The organism is Roseibium sp., assembly GCF_965229775.1.
Lineage (GTDB): Bacteria > Pseudomonadota > Alphaproteobacteria > Rhizobiales > Stappiaceae > Roseibium.
On the sequence record NZ_OZ245929.1, the window covers coordinates 733,978 to 752,209 of the forward strand.

Genomic DNA, 18,232 nt, shown 5'->3' on the forward strand with positions numbered 1-18,232 from the left:
GCCCTAGCCCTTGACGCTGCCGGCCGTCAGGCCCTGTACAAGGAAGCGTTCGAACCAGAGGAAAATGACGAGGACGGGCACGGTCGCAATCACCGCGCCCGCCATGAGATGCTGACGAGGCACCTCGGAGGAATTCAGGGAAACGACACCGCGCGACAGCGTGAAGATGTCCGGATTGTCGAGGAACATGAAGGCGAACAGGAACTCGTTCCAGGCGATCATGAAGACATAGAGCGACACCGATGCGAGCGCCGGAAGCGACAGGGGCAGCGTTATCTTCAGGATAACGCCGATGCGCGTCAGGCCGTCCATCAGCCCGGCTTCTTCCAGTTCGGAGGGGATGCCACGGAAATAGCCCTGCAGCATGTAGAGCGCGACCGGTATCGTTGTTGCCGGATAGACGATCAGCAGCCCCGTCAGCGTGTTGCGCAGTCCGAGCTGCGAGAACACGGCATAGAGCGGGATCACCAGCACGATCGCGGGCACCATGTAGATCAGGAGAACCGATCGCGACAGGAACGCCTGCCCCGGAAAGCGCAGCCGTGAGACCGCGTATGCCCCGGGCACGGAGAACAACAGCGTCAGGACGACGGTGGCAACACTGACATAGGCTGAAACCATCAGGTAGCGCCCGAAGTTGAACTGGGTGAACAGTTCGACATAGGAGCGGAACAGCCCGTCCAGCCCTTGCGATAGATCGATGGACAGGTCCAGCGGGTTTGCCAGGAGGGTCTGCTGGCTCTTCAGCGACGTCATCACCATGACGTAGAACGGCAGCGCCACGATGATCGTGAAGATCACGAAGCCGACACCCTTGGCGATGCGGATGTAGATCACCTCGCGCTCGTAGCGGCTCATGGCGCCGAGCCGGGCACCGTTGAGGCATACGGTGGTTGCCCAGGTGGCACCCAGAACGGTCACGATGAGTGCCAGCCCCTGCCAGACCGGCACGGTGCCGAGCGACAGGTTGAAGGGCGCCGCGAACGAGCCGATCATCAGGAGCACGAACATGGTGATCGCGGCAAGCGCCCAGGCGGGCAGACCGCCCTCGGCCCCGGAGGATTGCCGCCACACGAAGACGAGTGCGCTGACGAGCCCGGCAATGCCGGCGGCCGTTGCCTGCGGCAGGGCCACTTCGCCCGTGATCAGCGTCAGCGTTACGGCGACGACGACGATTGAGGTCACGCCCCAGACAAGGCCGGTGACGGCTGCAAGCAGGATGCTTCCCGGTCTCATAGCCCTTCCTCCTTCGGTGAGAAGCGGATGAACAGGGTGGCGAACGTGACCAGCACGACGAAGACGACCACCGCGACCGCGGCACCGGCTCCGAGATTGGAAAGCGCAAAACCCTGTTCATAGACGTCGACGGTGAGCGTCCGTGTCCCGGCATTGCCGCCGGTCAGCAGGAAGATGTCGTCGAACTTGTTGAACGTCCAGATGAACCTGAGCAGGAACAGAACCGACAGGATGCCCATGAGCTGGGGCAGCGACAGGTACCAGAACTGCTGCAGCGGTGTCGCCCCGTCCATTTCCGCGGCTTCATACATGTCCGTGTTGATGGATTGCATGCGTGCCAGGATGAACAGGAACGAGAGTGGGAAATACCGCCAGGCCTCGAACGCGATGACGGTCGTCAGCGCCAGCGGAAACTCCATCGGTATCCCGAACAGGGAGTATTCGATGGCCCGCTGCCCGAAGAAGTTGATCGGGTCGGACACGACGCCCATTTTCGTCAGGAGTGCATTGACCGTGCCCGAAAACGGATCGAACAGCACGACCCAGGTGAAGGCGACCGCAATCACCGGCGAGACATAGGGGAACAGGAACAGCCCGCGCACGATGCCGCGTCCCTTGAAGACCGTGTTGAGCAATTGCGCGGCAAAGAGGCCGAGAACCAGCGCCCCGCCCGTTCCGAAGATCGTATAGTAGAAGGTGACCCTGAGAACCGACCAGAACTCGTCCGCGCTGAAGATCCTCTGAAAGTTCTCCAGGGTGAAATCGAAACTCGTCAGGATATTGTTTGCGTCGCCCGTGATGACCGGCTCGCTGGCGCGTTCCGGCCTGTTGGCCGAAAGAAAGGCGTCGGTCACCGTGCCTTCGATCCTGAGCCGCTCGCGCCAACCCGGCTCCACCGTGCCGATGGTGCAGGTCAGTGCACTGCCGTTCAGCGCGCAGACGTCCGGCAGCGCCGTGACGTCGAAGCCTGCCGGGATGGCATCGGTCAGGACGACATCGCGGACCTCCTCTTCCTGCGAGGAGTTGCGCAGGCGGTACTCGAGCTGGGCGCTGTCACCCGCCGCCTCGGGACCTCCGCGCACACGTTCGTTGACCAGCACGGTCGGCGGACGCAGATCCGCAAGCTGCACGGGTTTCACGCTGATCCAGAAGTTGGCCAGGAGCGGCCCAGCGACGATCATCAGAATGATGGCGAATGTCGGCGCGAGCATGAGATATGCGAGCCACATCTCGCGGCGCTGCATGGGTCCGACCCCTTTGGGCGGGCCGAGGGACTCCGAATTTTGGTTTTGTGCGCTCATGGTTCCAGCTCTGTGTTTCGGCCCTTTGGCAGCGTCTCTGTCGAGGTGCGAAAGGACAAGCGGTCCCTACCCTCCCGCGGAACGTGCGGGAAGAAGCGGTTGGTGGGGACCGGGCGCTCTGCGAACCTGCGTCCGGTCCTGATGTCCTGGAGGGGTGGGTTCCACCGGTCGGCCGATGGAACCACGTGCGTCAGTCTTTACTGAACTTTGGCCAGTTCTTCGTTGAGCTTTGCAACCGTTGCCGCTGCATCGCGCTCGTCGTCGATATATTCACGCACCAGACGGTTGATCACCTGGCTGTTGATGATCTTGGAGGCAAGCGACAGCTGGCCTTCCGTCACGCCCCAGCGGCTGGCGGTATCCAGGCCGGCAACGATCGTGTTGATCGTGTCGGGGTCATAGAGATCGGTCAGCGGTGCCTTGCGGTCGACACCGACCGGCAGTTTCGACCATCCGTCAACGAAGGCGGTCGGGTTGTCGGCGTTGCCGCGGCGGATCGGGAACTTGCCTTCCGGCGCGATCGACAGGGTCGACATGTAGCCGTCGTCCATGGAGAATTCGACGAACTGCATGGCCGCTTCCGTGTCGGCGTCGTTGGTGATGCCGAAGTAGCGCACGTCACCCCAGGCAGCGCCGTCCGGGTTCGACGGACCGCTCAGGGTGGTCACGACACCGGTCTTGGACGCGAGTTCCTTGGAGGTCGGGTCGTCTGTGATCGTCGGGGGTGCACTGTCACGCAGACCTGCAAGCTCGTCCAGAATGAACGGCGACCAGATGATCATCGCTGCTTTGCCGGCAAAATAAAGTTCGCGCGACTGCTTCCAGAAGAGGTCGCCCGGAGGAGACGCCTTGGCGATGGCCTTGTAGAATTCCAGGGCCTCGATGGTTTTCTTTTCATCAAGCGCCTTGAAGCCTTCACCATCGACCGGCGTGATGCCGTTGGCCAGAAGCACGTGCTCAAGCACCTGGCTCATGAAGTTCTCATCGATCTTCGTCGCAGCGACGAATGCGAACATTTCCGGCGGATTGTGCAGCTTTTCAACAGCGGCCAGGATATTCGCGTAGCTGTCCGGCGCGGCCAGCCCGTTCTCGTCGAACAGGTCTTTCCGGTAGACGACCATCTGCGTCCAGCCATCGACCGGAACGGAAGCGATACCGCCGTCAACGGCAGCCATCGCGACAGCACCCGGCGCGAACGTGTCCTTGCCGAGATTGTCGACGACTTCCGTGGCGGCTTCCGTATCCAGGATACCGGCTTCGGCCCATGGCAGCGCGTACTGCAGCGTGTGATAGATCACGTCCGGCAGATCGCCGGCAGCAAATGCGGCGGTTGCGCGCGTGCCGAGATCCGACTCGGACACCGGAATGACCTCGACCTCGATGCCAGTCTTGTCCTTGAAGGCGGCTGCCATTTCTTCTTGTTTTGCCAGGCGCTCCGGCTGCTCTTCCGTTGTCCAGAAACGCAGCGTGTCTGCCTGTGCCGTGGTCAGACCGAGTGCGAGTACGCCCGCAATGGTCGAGGCCAGGAATTTACTCCTCCCAAGCATTTCATTCTCCCTTACTGCCGGAAAGTGGCTGTTCGTTCAGCCGGTCACGGAGCACGCCTGCCAGCGCCTCCGACGTCATGGTCGGCGCGCCGTCCGAGGCGCGCCGGATGAGTTTTGCCTTGGCCAGCGCCTGCAATTCATGCGGCGCCTTGCCGTCGAGAACATCGATGAGCATGCGGGCCACGCGTCCGCCTGCTTCCTGTGCACTCTGTGTGAAAGTCGTCAGCGGCGGGTCGACATATTCGCCCGCCGGCAGGCCGTCATACCCAATCACCGTCACGTCTGCGCCCGGCGTCAGCCCAAGCGTTCTGCAGCACTGAATGGCGCCGATCGCCAGCGCATCCGTGGCGCACAGGATGGCCGTCGGGGGTGCCTTTGCCGACAGCAGAGCCCTGGCACCCGCAATGCCGCCCTTTTCGCCGACCGGCTGCAGGGTTTCCAGTTCGCTGTCATGGGCAACGCCCAGCGCTTCGAGGCCCTGCCGGTATCCTTCCAGCCGCTGCCGTGCGAAATTCAGCTCCAGCGGCCCGCCGATGAAACCGATCCGCTCGTGGCCGAGGCTGTAAAGGTGCCGTGCACCCGTTGCAAAGGTCTCTTCGTTGTCGATGTCGAACCAGGCATAGCCGGACGGATCGCGCGTGCGCCCGTGCGCCACGAAGGGAAAGTTCTGTTCCTGAAGATAGGCGATGCGCGGATCTTCGACCTCCGTCCGCGTGACGATGAAGCCGTCGACCTTGCGCCGCGCGATCAGCCGCTTGAGCGTTGCAGTGACGTGATCGCGCGAATGGGCGGTGGTCACCAGAAGATCGAGCCCCAGTTCATCGAGCGCGCGCGCGATGCCGTCGATGAATTCCGCCAGAAACGGATCCGCACCATTGCCGTGGCCGACCGGAATGATGATACCGAGCGTGTCCTGCCGCCCGCGCTTCAGGTTCCGCGCCGTCGCCGAAGGCTGATAGCCGAGATCCTGAACCGCTTTCAGGATGCGTTTGCGGGTGTCAGCGGAAATATCGGTGTAGTTGTTGAGGACGCGCGAAACGGTTCCCTTGGCAACGCCGACATGGCGGGCCACGTCGTCAATTGTCACGGAACCACGAAGTCGCGACATCATTCCTCCCACGGGGCACCCGGCCCCAGACTTATTCGCCGCCAATTGCGAATGGCGCGATTTATTAACGGAAAGTGTTCCAAAACCGGTTTCGGAAGTCAACAAAATCGGTTTCGGAAACAGAAAAGATTTATTTCGCAATGCGGGAACACGTTGGCGTTAAAGCAAAACACCGCTCAAATTGGTTTCGGAGAAGGTACGGCCTGCCACGCAACGCCCCTGCGTAATCAGGCGTTCCAGTACACGGGAGGCCTGTTTACGGCCCCGTCATCCCGGGGAAGACCGGGCGCGTTGTGCCAGGACATAGACGGTTTCCACGGTGTCATCCCGGACCTGGTCCGGGAGCCAATCCACGGTGCCACAAGATGGACCGGCGACTGCCTGGCTTGGGAGGCCGCCGTGCGCATAGCAATCAAGCCTGTGGAAACGAATGGATCCCGGATCTCCGCTACGCTGCGTCCGGGATGGCGAACGAGCGTGCAGATGCAATCCCCCGCCGCCGTCATTGCCAGACGTGATCGGGCAATTCGTGCCCTGGTACCGCCACATGGAAAACAATTGCAAAACGGAAGCCAAACGGCATGGATGCCACGGCATAACCAGTTTATGCGCGAAATGTGTCTCATACGGCGAGCCCGCAAACATAGATTTGTCATCCCTGCTGAAGCGCAGCGGAAGGCAGGGAACCAGTAACCTCTTGTCGCTCCTCCTACTTCCAACTTCAGCCACACGGCGTACTGGCTCCCGGTCTTGCCGCTTGCGCGGCAAACCGGGACGACAAGTCCGGGAGCCAATCCACGGTGCCACAAGATGGACCGGCGACTGCCTGGCTTGGGAGGCCGCCGTGCGCATAGCAATCAAGCCTGTGGAAACGCGTGGATCCCGGATCTCCGCTCCGCTGCGTCCGGGATGACACGGAAAGAGATTGGCCGCGCCGACGCAGCGCCCACACCCTCTAGAAGCACGAGAGCGCCGTATTGACCGATCGACGTCAGAGCAGATCCGTGCGACCGCTCCTTCGAGACAGGCCTGCGGCCTTCCTCAGGATGAGGCCGGCTTTGCAAGGAGGCTATCTGGTTCAGCTTGGCGTTTGGACAGCCGCACTGACTACGTCAGTCTCTCGACCGTCACCCCGGACAAGCGTCAGCGCAGATCCGGGGTCGGTGAGGCAGAAGTCTTTATGTTTAAGTGATCTCCGCACCGCTGCGCCTTGCCTCTCCGGCCCCGGGTCTCACTTTGCTCGCCCGGGGTGACGAAGGAGAGTGTGACGGTTCCCCATCGTCATTCCGGACAAGTGCAGCGCAAGCTGCACGCCGATCCGGAAACCAGATGAATTTCGCGCCGAAGGCGCGTCATTGCTCAATCCGGGTGTCAGAGCAAACCTACTCCTCAGGCAGCTCACCTTCCGGCGGCTGCCAGAGTTCGACCCCATTGCCTTCCGGGTCGAGAAAGCGGAAGAAGCGGCCGTATTCCTCGTCGTCGTAGCCGAGTTCGGTCACGCCATCGGCACGCAGGCTCGTCATCAGGGCGTCGATATCATTGACGCGCAGATTGATCATGAACCGGTTCTCGGCGGGCCCGAAATAGGACGTGTCCTCCTTGAACGCAGCAAACACGGAGGGGCCCGCATTCTGGTGCAGCCAGGTCCCCATGTTGATGTCGAAGTGTTTCTTGTAGAACGCGGCCTGCCGGTCCGGATCTTTGCTCTTGAAGAAGACCCCTCCGATGCCGTCGATTTTCGCTGATTGAACCATCTCCGATCCTCCTTCTGTCCTCACGCCAGGGAGACCAGGGCCTCACAGAGCGGTGCCGGGTCGTAGAAGGGTGCCGATGTCTTGCTGACCAGGTCAAGTCTGAGCACCGAAATGCCCCGTGCGCGGACCTCCGCCGTTTCGCTGTCAGGTACGCTGCTGTCGACGATCACGAAATTGAGCAGCTTGTGCGCAGGGCACTCCGCACCGGCATCCCGGTGAAGATAGCTCAGAAGCGTGTGCACCTTGTCGGCGAGGGTCAGGTTAGCCGTTTCCGGGTCCCTGCCGAGGCTTGGCACATAGACTTTCGGAACCGTGCGTGACGCCACCGCCCTGCCGACACCCCTGGGCAGGAGATTGGCTACAAGGCTGGTGTAAAAGCTCCCCGGCGCGAAGCAGATCAGATCCGCGGACTGCACGAGCGTGCGGTTGCGATCCGGAAAACGGCTTTCTGCCGGTGATCTGTCGGTAAGCCCGTGGTTCAGGAACAGATCCCGGATCGGAGACGTCAGTTCCGCGTGTTCCTTGCCTGTCATCAGGTGCTGCCCGATGACGGTGTTTCCGTTGGCGAGATCAGCGCCGAGATGCAGATTGTCGTCGGTGACCGCGCGCACCGTCCCCTGCACGCCCACAAGCTTGGACACGAGGAAGATGATCGGCTCCAGGTGCTGGTTCTGGTTGAGATAACCACCCGCCAGAATGAGATTGCCGATGCTTGCCCCGCGCAGGTCGAACGTCTTCGGACAGGCGGCGCGGAACATGCCCAGCTGGTTCTGGATCAGCGTGCGCATCGGCTGTTCGATGGCCTCTACCAGCGTGTGCGTTCCACCGATCATGCTGTCCAGTTCACCCTGCAGATCGGCGTCATTGGCCGACTTGGCGAACCGGTGCGTGAACAGGCGGAAAACGTCCGGGTGACCGAGCACGGTCTCGTCGGCAAGCGCCATCATCCGGCTTCTGAGGTCGCCGATGGCCGGCATGTCGAAGGCAACGCGCAGCCCTTGCGAACTGCCGCCGGAGTCGAACGGTGTCACCAGGTGGATGGAATTGTGCGTGTAGCGTTTCAAGCATTGCGAAACGCCGTTCAGCGCGGAACCGCCACTGAAAAACAGAAGACGCGGTCCGAGCTTCGGGTTGGACAGAAACCGTTCGATACGAAACGGGTCCGGCATGCGCACGGCGCGCGTGATGGTCACTTCGGACATTTCAGGGTCAGGCCTCAGCGTCGGATCATGTCATTCCCCAATCCATATCGCACGGAAATCGTTCACATTTGTCAATGTCGGCCCGGTAACAACCTGGTCGCCGATCTTTTCGAAGAAGCTGTGAGCGTCGTTGTCCGCCAGTGCATCCGAAGCGGAAACGCCGCGCGCAGCAGCCTTTGCCAGCGTGTCCGGCCCGATAACGGCGCCGGCAACCTCTGCGGCCCCGTCAACGCCATCCGTATCGCAGGCGATCGCGTGAATGCCGGATGCCCCTTGAAGCGCGAGCGCCAGGGCAAGCGCATATTCCGCATTCGGTCCACCGACGCCTTTGCCGTTGCGGGTTACCGTCAGCTCGCCGCCCGACAGAAGCAGCAATGGCCGGCCGGAGCCCTGGCGCTGCTTGTGATGCTCCAGCGCAAGTTGCGCATGAGCACGTGCAACCTCCCTGGCTTCCCCTTCGAGCGCGTCCCCGAGAATTTCAACGTCGCAGCCGAGCCCCTCGGCAAGGTCCTTCGCCGACTCAAGGGACTGGGACGGCGCGGCAAAGATCGTGTTCGTCACACGGGACAGCCTGTCATGGTCCGGAAGCAAAACGCCGGACGCTCCGGACAGAACCGCTGTAACGGAAGAGGGCACATCGATCTGCCAGCGCTCCAGGATCGCCGCTGCGTCCGCGGACGAACTGTCATCGCCGACTGTCGGCCCCGAGCCGATCTCTGCGGGATCGTCGCCGGGCACGTCCGACAGCAACAGCGCCAGCATTTTCGCCGGATGGGCCGATGCCGCGAGCTGGCCGCCCTTGACCGCGCTCAGGTGCTTGCGCACCTTGTTCATCTGGCCGATCGGCGCGCCGGAACTCAACAGCGCCTGGTTGACCTCTTGCTTTTCGGAAAGGCTGATGTCACCCGCCGGGGCGGTCAGCAGGGCGGAGGCGCCGCCCGATATCAGCGCCAGCACGAAGTCGTCTTCGCCCAGCCCCTGAACAAGGTCGAGCATGCGGCGCGTTGCGGTGAGACCCGCTTCGTCCGGCACCGGGTGGGCCGCCTCGACAATCTCGATGCCCTGGCACGGACGTCCATACCCATATCGTGTGATGACAAGACCGCTGCACGGACCCCATGCCGCCTCGACGGCCTCGGCCATGCGCGCCGACGCCTTGCCGGCCCCGATCACGGTGACCCGCCCTTCCGGCTTATCAGGCAGGAAGGCGGCAAGGCTTTTCATCGGATCGGCCACCTCGACAGCCCGCTGGAACAGATTGCGCAGGATATCTTCCGGCTGCTCACTCATCAGGAATGCACCTCTCAGGTTTCGCACGGTTAGGGTACGGACCCATAAATGAAGTCAATTTGGTTTGGATCGTTTTGACCAATTGCGAGGAGCGAAAGCGCAGGAAATGTGGTTCATTTTCAAGCCTTTCGCGACGCAGCAGATGGTCAAAACGGCCAAATCCGAAGGACGGCAAAATGGCTGTTCCTCGCAGCGTCACCGTGCTTGACCGGGCAAAAAGCCCGCTCTGCACACGCTTCCTCGCGCGGTTTTGCCATTTCTGCCGCCAAATCGGCTTCATTTATGGGTCCGTACCCTAGAGACCTGTTTTGGGACAATTTTCAAGGCTGATTTAGCGTCAATTTGTTCCGGTCAGCGTCAAAGACGGCATATTCGTGCATTTTCGCACCGGCCCGTTTCAGGAATCGGGATTGCCAAGCCGGGTGTCCGACCACACCTTTGACCGGAAAGGAGTGCCCTAATGTCAGACACATCCATCGCCGCCCTCAGGGACGCGATCAGAAATCCGGACAATTCCGACCACATGATGGTCATCAAGACGGCCCCACGGCGCATGCGCGTTTATGCAGGCGACACCCTGCTCGCCGACAGTACCAGCGCGCTCAGGGTGATGGAACTGGGCAAGTCGGTGTATGACCCGGTCGTCTATTTCCCGGCGGAAGATATCGTTGCATCTCTGGACCCGGTGCAAAAATCCACCCATTGCCCGATCAAGGGCGATGCCAGCTATGTGTCGCTGGCCGGCGAGGAAATCGGCTGGGTTTACCAGGACCCGATCCCGATGACCCGGCAACTCAGGGGGCATCACGCCTTTTGGCCATCGAAAACCCGGCTGGTCGAGGGCGAATAAGCCCGTACCCTAGGGTACGGTCCCATAAATGAAGCCGATTGGCGGCAGAAATGGCAAAATCTTGCGAGGAAGCGTGCGCAGAGCGGGCTTTATGCCCGGTCAAGCGCGATGACGCTGCGAGGTGAAGCCATTTTGCCGTCCTTCGGATTTGGCTGTTTTGGCCATCTGCCACGTCGCGAAAGGCTTGAAAATGAACCACATTTCCTGCACTTTCGCTTCTCGCAGTTGGTCAAAACGATCCAAACCAAATTGACTTCATTTATGAGTCCGTACCCTAGTCTTTTCCCACATCCTCGACATAGACCAGTGCCCGGCCCTGGCAGATCCGGGTTCCGTCCGGTGTGGAGCACACGGTCTCAAGATCGACCAGGTGCTTTTCGGGGCGCAGCCGGGACACCGTGACCGAAGCCGTGAGCGCTTGGCCGACCGGTGCGGGTGCGAGAAACTCGAGGCTCTGTTTCAGATAATTGGTTCCCCGGCCCGGCAGCTCCACACCAAGCAGGTAGGAAAACAGCCCGCCGATCAACGGCCCGGGAACCGATGTCGGTACGCTTGCCAGATCCCCCGCCAGCACGGCAAAATCACGCATGTCCTCGTCGGTATAGGTGCGCGTGATCTCTTTTTTCGCTCCGATTTCCAGCATCAGGCCGGCTCCCCGATCTTGCAGGTTCCCGAAAGCGTCACGGCGCGGTCGGCGGTCCTGCTGATTTCGATCAGCACCAGACCCGGTTGATCAGGGTCCTCGGCAAAGGAAAGCGCCAGTTCCTCGCCGGCATAGGACGGATTGGGAAACATCAGGGTTTGCACCTCGTGTCGCCGGCCGGGGTAGAGTGTTTCCAGGCAGGCGAAAGCGCGGGTGTAGAGCAGCATGCCATGTGACACCGTGCGGCCGAACCGCGTGCGTGCCGAGAACACGGGATCGACATGGATCGGATTGTCATCACCGGACAGTCTCGCAAAGGCATCGAAATCGCCTTGGGTCGGTGTCCAGGTGAAAACGGTGGCAGATGGTTTTTCAAAGGCAAGGGTCATCGCTCACACATCCTCCTGAATGGACGTCGCTGAATGTGCCTCCTTCAGGACATTCTTCCGGACCTTGCCCGCCGCCGTGCGCGGCAGGTCTTCCGTGACGGTAAAGCTCTTCGGGATCTTGTAGGGCGCCAGCTGCGCCCGGCACCAGTCCGCCAGCCCGCCGGTATCCAGGATCTCACCGGGACGCGGCACCAGGAACGCGGCTCCGACTTCCCCCCACCTGTCATCCGGAACACCAATGACGACCGCTTCCAGGATCGCCGGGTGGCCGTCAAGCACCTTTTCCACTTCGGCCGGATAGACGTTCTCGCCGCCGGAGATGTACATGTCCTTGATCCGGTCGACGATGTAATAGTAGCCGTCCGCATCCCGCCGGGCGATGTCGCCGGATTTCAGCCAGCCGTCCTCGGTGAATGTTTCGGAAGTTGCCCGCCTGTTGTCCATATATCCGGGCGTGATGTTCGGGCCGCGGAACTGGACCTCCCCCTCGCCCGCGCCTTCAACGATGCGTCCGTCGGACGCCGCCAGCCGGACATCCGTCAGGATCTGCGGCTTTCCGACCGACCCGATTTTGGCGGCTGCATGCCCCGTGTCCATCAGGAACACGGTGGGCCCGGTTTCGGTCATGCCCATGCCGTTGCAGATCGTCACCCCGCGCGCCTGGAAATCGACAAGCAGGTGTTTCGGGACGGGCGCCCCGCCGCAGCCGAGCGAACGGACCCGCGAGAAGTTGGTGTCCCCGATCTTCGGTGACAGGGCAAGCGCCTGATAGATCGCCGGCACACCGAAGAAACAGGTGACCTGGCCATCGTCGATCAGGTCGAGGACCTGGTCCGGATCGAACTTGCGCAGGAGGGTTGAAGACCCCCCATTCAAGAAGATCGGCAGGGTCGGCAGGTTGATCCCGGCGGTATGAAACAGCGGCAGGAAGTTGACACCCTTTTCGCCAACGCCGAGGCCGGTTGCCTGGCAATAATTGATCATGTTGGCGTAGGCCATGCCCGCCGTTTGAATGACCGCCTTCGGAAGACCCGTCGTTCCGGAGGTAAAAAGCAGATACCAGGGAGCACTCGCGTCGATCTGCCCATTGCCGACGGGCGACGGATCGACCGCATCCAGAAGATCATCCAGTGCGCTCGCACCTCCAGCCGCAGCCCCCATCGGCAGCAGATCGATCCCGCTGTTTCCCGCAAGCCCGCGCGCCGTTTCCATGTGGGCCTCGTCGGCAAACATCACGCGGGCGTGCGAAGCTTCGAGGATCGGCCCGAGTTCGGCAACCGGTTGCCGCCAGTTGAGCGGCACCAGCAGAATTCCGGTCTTCTGTGCCGCGAACAGCAACACGAAGAAATCCGGATGATTGAGGCAGAGCACGGCAAAGCGGTCGCCCTGCCGCAATCCGGCGCCGAGCAGGAAATTGCCCAGGCGGTTCGCCCGCTCGTTGATGTTCCGGAACGAATAGAACCGGCCGCTGTCCAAGTCAAAGAAGGCGACGGCATCGGGTGCCAGCTCGGCCCGCTTTGCGGCCATGTCGGTCAGAAACTCCATGTGTCCTCCTGGCACGTGGTGTTCGGATCAGGTGAAATCATCATGCACGCCGTTGCAGGAATGCTTTCATGCCGGCGAGCGTGTCCGGCTGAACGATCAGCTCCAGAAACCTTGCCTTTTCCTGGTCAAGCCGCGCCCGGACCGTGTCAAGCCGCGCGGCATCCCAGACATTTGCCCGGGTGACGGCATGCGTTGACGCGGACCCCGCTGTCAGGCCGTTCAGCCAGCCTTCGACAACGGCTTTGAGCTCCGGTTGCGGGCAGACGGACGAAACCAGGCCCAGCGCGTGCGCCTCGGCAGCAGTCACCCGTTCGTTCAGGTACTGGATCTGGAGCGTTTTCGCGGTGCCGATCCGGTCCGGCAACAGCGCCGTCCAGCCGCCGTCGGGCGCGAACCCGACGGATGAATAATAGGGCTGGATGAAGGAATGCTCTGCCATCGCCGCCATGTCGGCTGCAAGAACGAGACCCGTCGCCCCGCCGGTCACCGGGCCGTTGACCGCAGCCAGAACGGGCGCGGGAAAGGAAAGCAGCTTCAAGACAACCTCGTGCAGACCGCCGACAAGTTTGTCGGCATAGTCCAGAAGCGCTTGTCGTGAGCCGGCATGTGCGAGAAAGCCCGCAAGGTCACCACCGGTCGAGAAGCTGGCACCATTGCCCGTGAGAACGAGCGCAGCAGGTTTTATTTCGGCTGCACGATCGAGAGCTGCCTCAAGCTCGGCAACCAGTTCCGGAACGAGCGCATTGTGACGGCCAGGGCGATTCAGGCGGACCCAGACCGCGCCGCCGCCTTCTTCAAGGACGACCTGTCCGGTTCTGGCGGTCACGGCTTGAGCCCGTTCGCGATCAGGTCATAGGCAGTGTCGACAAGGTCGGGTATGGGCGTCTTGTTCCCGAACACGACAATTTGTTCGCCAAGCGCACGCGCGATGCCCATGAGCGCCCAGGCGCGTGTGTCGGGATCTCCTTCCGAAATCTGACCGGCTTCGGCAGCCTCCTTCAGGCCGCTGCGGTATCCGTCTGCAAAAGCGCCGTAATACTCCCGGTAAGCGTCCGGATCGACGAACTGGGCTTCCTGGACGATACGGTAAAGGTCGGGATGCGCCTGAACGAATTCGAGAAAGGCCGTCAGGCCGGCCTGCTCCGCTTGCAGCCTGTTCGAGATCGCCTGTGTCGCGTCGGAAATCGTGTGGCGCACAAGCCGGCCCATTTCCAGAACCAGCTCCGAAAAGACCTCTTCCTTGGTCTTGAAATAAATATAGAACGTGCCTTGGGCGACCCCCGCTTCACTGGTAATCTGCCCGATGGACGCATCGTTGTAGCCCCGGGCGCCGATCACGCGCTCCGCGGCGGACAGTATGGCCTTCTTCGTCGCTTCGCCGCGCGCCGTCTTCGGTTGGTTGAAAGGCGTCCGTTGGGACATGGCTGCATTGCCGGCCGGATTTGTCACACCCGCGCTCCTGAAAAATGAAACATGAATCAGTATTCATGTTTCGAACGCGAAAGCAACTGTCTTCTTGCCGTACACGAAGCGTCCGCGTTTCTGTTCGGGACGGCGAGGATATGGTCTCGTGACGTGATGTTCTATGACTTTTGGACGCATCACCCCTGTTTGACCTTGATCAAGGCGATTTGCCTGATTATGCAGTTTAGAATATCTTAAAGGTGCCCGGAAACGCCATGCGTTAGGGGAACTGACGCTCAACCGCCGTGACGCGAAAAAACGGCTGGGGAATGATTGAGAGGCGCGCGCTGGCCGAAGCGGGCGGAGCAGAGGACCGGTATTATGGACGTGAACGCCTATCTTGAAGAGCGCCTTGGCAAACTTCATGACAATGGGAACTACCGGGTCTTCGCCGATCTCGAACGCCAGTCCGGAAATTTTCCGCGTGCGACACGCTACCGTGAGGACGGGTCCACACAGGATGTGACAGTCTGGTGCTCCAATGACTATCTCGGCATGGGCCAGCATGAAAAGATTGTCGGTGCGATGCAGGACGTCATTGCCAAGTGCGGCGCCGGTGCCGGTGGTACACGCAACATTTCCGGTACCAACCATTACCACGTACTTCTCGAGCAGGAGCTTGCGGACCTGCACGCCAAGGAAGCCGCGCTGATCTTCACGTCGGGCTACGTGTCCAACTGGGCCGCCCTCGGAACTCTGGCGTCCCAGGTTCCTGGCATGATCGTCTATTCCGACTCGCTGAACCACGCCTCCATGATCGAGGGTATCCGCCACGCCCGCTGCGAAAAACGCATCTTCAAGCACAACGACTATGAAGACCTGGAACGGCTGATGGCAGCCGACGATCCGGACGCGCCCAAGATGGTCGCCTTCGAAAGCGTCTATTCCATGGACGGCGACATTGCCCCGATCCGGGAAATCTGTGACGTCGCGGACAAGTTTGGCGCGATCACCTATCTTGATGAAGTCCACGCTGTCGGCATGTACGGCGCGCGCGGCGGCGGTGTTGCCGAACGCGAAGGCCTGATGGACCGGCTGACGATCATCGAAGGCACGCTCGGCAAGGCTTTCGGCGTCATGGGCGGCTACATCACCGGCAGCAGAACGGTTGTCGATTTCATCCGTTCCTTTGCCTCCGGCTTCATCTTCACCACCGCGCTGCCGCCGGCACTTGCCGCCGGCGCGACCGCATCGATCAAGCATCTGAAGGAAAGCCCGTTCGAGCGCAAGGCGCACAAGGACCGGGTGGAACAGCTGCGCGCGGCGCTCGACAAGCGTGGCATCCCGCACATGGAAAACCCGAGCCACATCGTGCCGGTGATGGTCGGCGATGCCAAGAAATGCAAATGGATTTCCGACATCCTGCTGGAGACCTATGGCATCTACGTGCAGCCGATCAACTACCCGACCGTTCCGGTCGGCACGGAACGTCTGCGCTTCACGCCGACCCCGCTTCACACGGCAGCCGATATCGAGCATCTGGCCGATTCAATCAACGATCTTTGGTCGCAATGCGCGCTCGCCCGCGCGGTCGCCTGACCGGTTCCTTCTCCTCCCGAAGGTACATCCTGCCCGCCCCGATGGGGCGGGTTTCTTTTTGCGCAAAAGCAAGCGGCCGGGCGCCGAACAGGCCTGTGCCGCCTTTTCGGTGATGCCAGCGGGCTTTCTCTTTTCGCATCGCTGCCCTAGCTTTCATCGAGGAGCCTGTTTTCGGGGAGCGGAAATATGAGAATCGCGTGCATTGTTGTTGCCTGGCTTTTGCTCTTCGTGACGCCTTCGGTTTCCGAGGAACTCGACCTCGAACTCGTTCTCCTTGCAGACGCCACCGGTTCGATCGATGAAGCCGAAATCCGCTTTCAGCGCGCCGGATATGCCGCCGCCATCACCGATCCGTCCGTCTTGAATGCCATCGCGGGCAATGCCTATGGCAAGATTGTCGTCACCTATGTCGAATGGGCCGACATGTTCTCGCAGGATGTGGTGGTTGACTGGACGGTGATCGACGGGAAGGCCTCGGCAGACGACTTTGCCGCCAGGCTCATGGAAGCGCCGAGACAGGCCTATGGACGCAACGCCATCGGCGCGGCACTTCTGAAGGGCAAGGAACTCATCGACACGAACGACTACACGGGTCTGCGCCGCGTGATCGATCTTTCGGCGGACAGCGCCAACAACTGGAACGGCCCGCCGATCCGCGAGGCGAGGGACATCGTGGTCGGTTCGGGCATCGTCATCAACGGTCTTGCCGTCCTCTGCCGTCACTGCTCCGGGCGTCCGGTCTCATACGATCTGGAACAGAGGTTTTACGACGAGATCATCGGCGGCCCTGCCGCCTTCGTCGTCACCGCCGACAGCGCGGCAACCTTTGCGGATGCCGTGCGCAAGAAACTCATTCTCGAGATCGCCGCCAGGCCGGAAGATGCGGAGCGCATCCTGTTGCGGCTTGCCCGCGCGGACTGAAGCGCGGCAGCAATTCTGCAATGCTGCAACCGGCGTCAATCACAATTCTCCCCTTCGGTAAATTCACGATTGCCACACGGCAGTGTCATCTGCTTATGATTTGAATCAGGGGGCAGCCGTCTGCATTTGTATCGCGTGGGCTTCGGGAGAGAGAACGTAATGGCCACCGGTCTTTTGATGCTGGCGATGTTTACGGTCTGCTACACGCTGCTGGCGAAAACGCTGTCGAACGGAATTCTGACCGCCCCGATCCTCTTTATCGGTTTCGGTTATGTCATGGCCCAGACAGGCCTGATGCCCTTCGCCGAAGCTGAACATCTTCTGCACATTGTTGCCGAGCTTGCCCTGATCATCCTGCTGTTCCTGGACGCTGCTCAGATCAATCTGCGCGCGCTTCGCGAACGCCATCAGTGGCCGCTCCGGATGCTGCTTGTCGGCCTGCCGCTTGCCGTCGTGATCGGCACGGCCGCTGCCGCACCGTTCATGACATCCTACCCGCTGATCGTCGCCGCGCTGGCCGCTGCCCTGCTCGCCCCGACGGATGCGGCCCTCGGTCAGGCTGTCGTCACAAACGAGGCCGTACCGGAAAGGGTTCGCCGTGCGCTCACCCTCGAAAGTGGACTGAATGACGGCCTCGCCCTGCCGGTCATTCTGCTGTTTGCCAGCCTGACAGCCGAAGTGATGCATCAGGACGCCACCAACTGGCTGGTCTTTGGCGCGAAACAGCTGATCTTCGGGCCGCTCGTCGGCGGCATCATGGGGCTTGTCGGCGGCTATCTGTTCCTTGCCGCCAAGCGCCGCAAGATGACCTCCGTGACGATCGAAGGCATCGGCGCCATCGCCATGGCGGGCGCGGCCTATCTCGCTGCCGGTCTTTTGGACGGCAACGGCTTCATCTCCGCCTTCGTTGCCGGCCTGTGCTTCGGCAACATCATCAAGGGCCAGTGCGCCTTCATCTACGAATTCACCGAAAACGAAGGCCAGATGCTCGCCTGGGGGGCGTTCTTCCTGATCGGCCTTGCCTTGCTGCCGGGCGCTATCGCGCATCTGGATACCGGCATGCTGGCGATCATCCTGACCAGCCTGTTTGTTGTCCGCCCGCTCGCCGTCTGGCTGTCGCTGTCGGGAACGGATGCCGCCCCGGTGACGAAACTGTTCTTCGGCTGGTTCGGGCCGAGAGGCCTCGCCACCGCCCTGTTCGCCCTTCTCGTGGTCGACCAGATCGATCATGACATCGGCGAATATCTGTTGAACCTTGCCGTCAACGCGGTCTGGATCAGCGCCGTGCTGCATGGCGTGACCGCCGTTCCGTTCGCCAGGTGGTATGGTGCGCGCATGTCGGACGACGAAGACGCCGCGGAGATGGCCGCCGTCCCGCCAATGCGCCCGGAAGGGGCAGCCAAACACTAATTAACCCAAGAAAACACCAGAATATCAGCCAAG

At 61.4% G+C, this 18,232-nt stretch carries 17 protein-coding genes; 4 read left to right on the top strand and 13 right to left on the bottom strand.

Annotated elements, in window-relative coordinates:
- Positions 1 to 3: 3 nt before the first annotated feature.
- The 8 genes from ACO07N_RS03150 to ACO07N_RS03185 form a co-directional block, all read right to left on the bottom strand.
- Positions 4 to 1,236, bottom strand: a complete 1,233-nt coding sequence (locus ACO07N_RS03150) for a carbohydrate ABC transporter permease (protein ID WP_421979632.1) — start codon at positions 1,234 to 1,236, stop codon at positions 4 to 6.
- Complete coding sequence (locus tag ACO07N_RS03155) at positions 1,233 to 2,480, bottom strand: ABC transporter permease subunit (RefSeq protein WP_421979633.1); 1,248 nt, start codon at positions 2,478 to 2,480, stop codon at positions 1,233 to 1,235. The genes ACO07N_RS03150 and ACO07N_RS03155 overlap by 4 nt, the downstream gene beginning before the upstream one ends.
- A gap of 254 nt (positions 2,481 to 2,734) precedes the next feature.
- Complete coding sequence (locus ACO07N_RS03160) at positions 2,735 to 4,084, bottom strand: ABC transporter substrate-binding protein (RefSeq protein WP_421979634.1); 1,350 nt, start codon at positions 4,082 to 4,084, stop codon at positions 2,735 to 2,737.
- A 1-nt stretch (position 4,085) separates the two neighbouring features.
- On the bottom strand, positions 4,086 to 5,192 hold the full coding sequence (locus tag ACO07N_RS03165) for a LacI family DNA-binding transcriptional regulator (protein WP_421979635.1): 1,107 nt from the start codon (positions 5,190 to 5,192) through the stop codon (positions 4,086 to 4,088).
- A gap of 1,382 nt (positions 5,193 to 6,574) precedes the next feature.
- Positions 6,575 to 6,946, bottom strand: coding sequence for a VOC family protein (locus ACO07N_RS03170; RefSeq protein WP_421979636.1), 372 nt, complete (start codon positions 6,944 to 6,946; stop codon positions 6,575 to 6,577).
- A 20-nt stretch (positions 6,947 to 6,966) separates the two neighbouring features.
- Positions 6,967 to 8,148 (bottom strand): GAK system CofD-like protein, encoded by a 1,182-nt coding sequence (locus ACO07N_RS03175; RefSeq protein ID WP_421979637.1) that lies wholly within the window; start codon positions 8,146 to 8,148, stop codon positions 6,967 to 6,969.
- Positions 8,149 to 8,178: 30 nt separating this feature from the next.
- A complete protein-coding gene (locus tag ACO07N_RS03180) occupies positions 8,179 to 9,438 on the bottom strand; it encodes a glycerate kinase type-2 family protein (RefSeq protein ID WP_421979638.1) in 1,260 nt (419 codons plus the stop codon).
- Complete coding sequence (locus ACO07N_RS03185; RefSeq protein ID WP_421979639.1) at positions 9,431 to 9,718, bottom strand: hypothetical protein; 288 nt, start codon at positions 9,716 to 9,718, stop codon at positions 9,431 to 9,433. The genes ACO07N_RS03180 and ACO07N_RS03185 overlap by 8 nt, the downstream gene beginning before the upstream one ends.
- A gap of 180 nt (positions 9,719 to 9,898) precedes the next feature.
- Between ACO07N_RS03185 and ACO07N_RS03190 the strand changes: the two genes are divergently transcribed.
- The gene (locus ACO07N_RS03190) at positions 9,899 to 10,288 is read left to right on the top strand and encodes a DUF427 domain-containing protein (RefSeq protein ID WP_421979640.1); all 390 of its coding nucleotides are present in this window, start codon (positions 9,899 to 9,901) and stop codon (positions 10,286 to 10,288) included.
- Between the two features lie 274 nt (positions 10,289 to 10,562).
- Here the strand turns inward: ACO07N_RS03190 and ACO07N_RS03195 are convergent, their stop codons facing one another.
- Genes ACO07N_RS03195 through ACO07N_RS03215 form a run of 5 tightly spaced genes read right to left on the bottom strand, consistent with a single transcriptional unit; the run spans position 10,563 to position 14,314 of the window.
- On the bottom strand, positions 10,563 to 10,931 hold the full coding sequence (locus tag ACO07N_RS03195; protein ID WP_421979641.1) for a phosphate acetyltransferase: 369 nt from the start codon (positions 10,929 to 10,931) through the stop codon (positions 10,563 to 10,565).
- A complete protein-coding gene (locus tag ACO07N_RS03200) occupies positions 10,931 to 11,320 on the bottom strand; it encodes a MaoC family dehydratase (RefSeq protein ID WP_421979642.1) in 390 nt (129 codons plus the stop codon). The genes ACO07N_RS03195 and ACO07N_RS03200 overlap by 1 nt, the downstream gene beginning before the upstream one ends.
- A gap of 3 nt (positions 11,321 to 11,323) precedes the next feature.
- On the bottom strand, positions 11,324 to 12,865 hold the full coding sequence (locus tag ACO07N_RS03205) for an AMP-binding protein (protein ID WP_421979643.1): 1,542 nt from the start codon (positions 12,863 to 12,865) through the stop codon (positions 11,324 to 11,326).
- A gap of 40 nt (positions 12,866 to 12,905) precedes the next feature.
- Positions 12,906 to 13,691, bottom strand: coding sequence for an enoyl-CoA hydratase/isomerase family protein (locus ACO07N_RS03210; RefSeq protein WP_421979644.1), 786 nt, complete (start codon positions 13,689 to 13,691; stop codon positions 12,906 to 12,908).
- Positions 13,688 to 14,314 carry a TetR/AcrR family transcriptional regulator gene (locus ACO07N_RS03215; RefSeq protein WP_421979645.1) on the bottom strand — a complete coding sequence of 209 codons (627 nt, stop codon included), beginning with the start codon at positions 14,312 to 14,314 and terminating at the stop codon, positions 13,688 to 13,690. The genes ACO07N_RS03210 and ACO07N_RS03215 overlap by 4 nt, the downstream gene beginning before the upstream one ends.
- Positions 14,315 to 14,650: 336 nt before the next feature.
- Here ACO07N_RS03215 and hemA point away from each other — a divergent pair, with 336 nt between their 5' ends.
- From hemA to ACO07N_RS03230, 3 genes are all read left to right on the top strand, one after another.
- Positions 14,651 to 15,868, top strand: a complete 1,218-nt coding sequence (gene hemA, locus ACO07N_RS03220; protein WP_421979646.1) for a 5-aminolevulinate synthase — start codon at positions 14,651 to 14,653, stop codon at positions 15,866 to 15,868.
- 186 nt (positions 15,869 to 16,054) lie between these two features.
- Complete coding sequence (locus ACO07N_RS03225) at positions 16,055 to 16,789, top strand: DUF1194 domain-containing protein (protein ID WP_421979647.1); 735 nt, start codon at positions 16,055 to 16,057, stop codon at positions 16,787 to 16,789.
- Positions 16,790 to 16,948: 159 nt separating this feature from the next.
- The gene (locus ACO07N_RS03230) at positions 16,949 to 18,199 is read left to right on the top strand and encodes a cation:proton antiporter (protein WP_421979648.1); all 1,251 of its coding nucleotides are present in this window, start codon (positions 16,949 to 16,951) and stop codon (positions 18,197 to 18,199) included.
- Positions 18,200 to 18,232 lie beyond the last annotated feature (33 nt).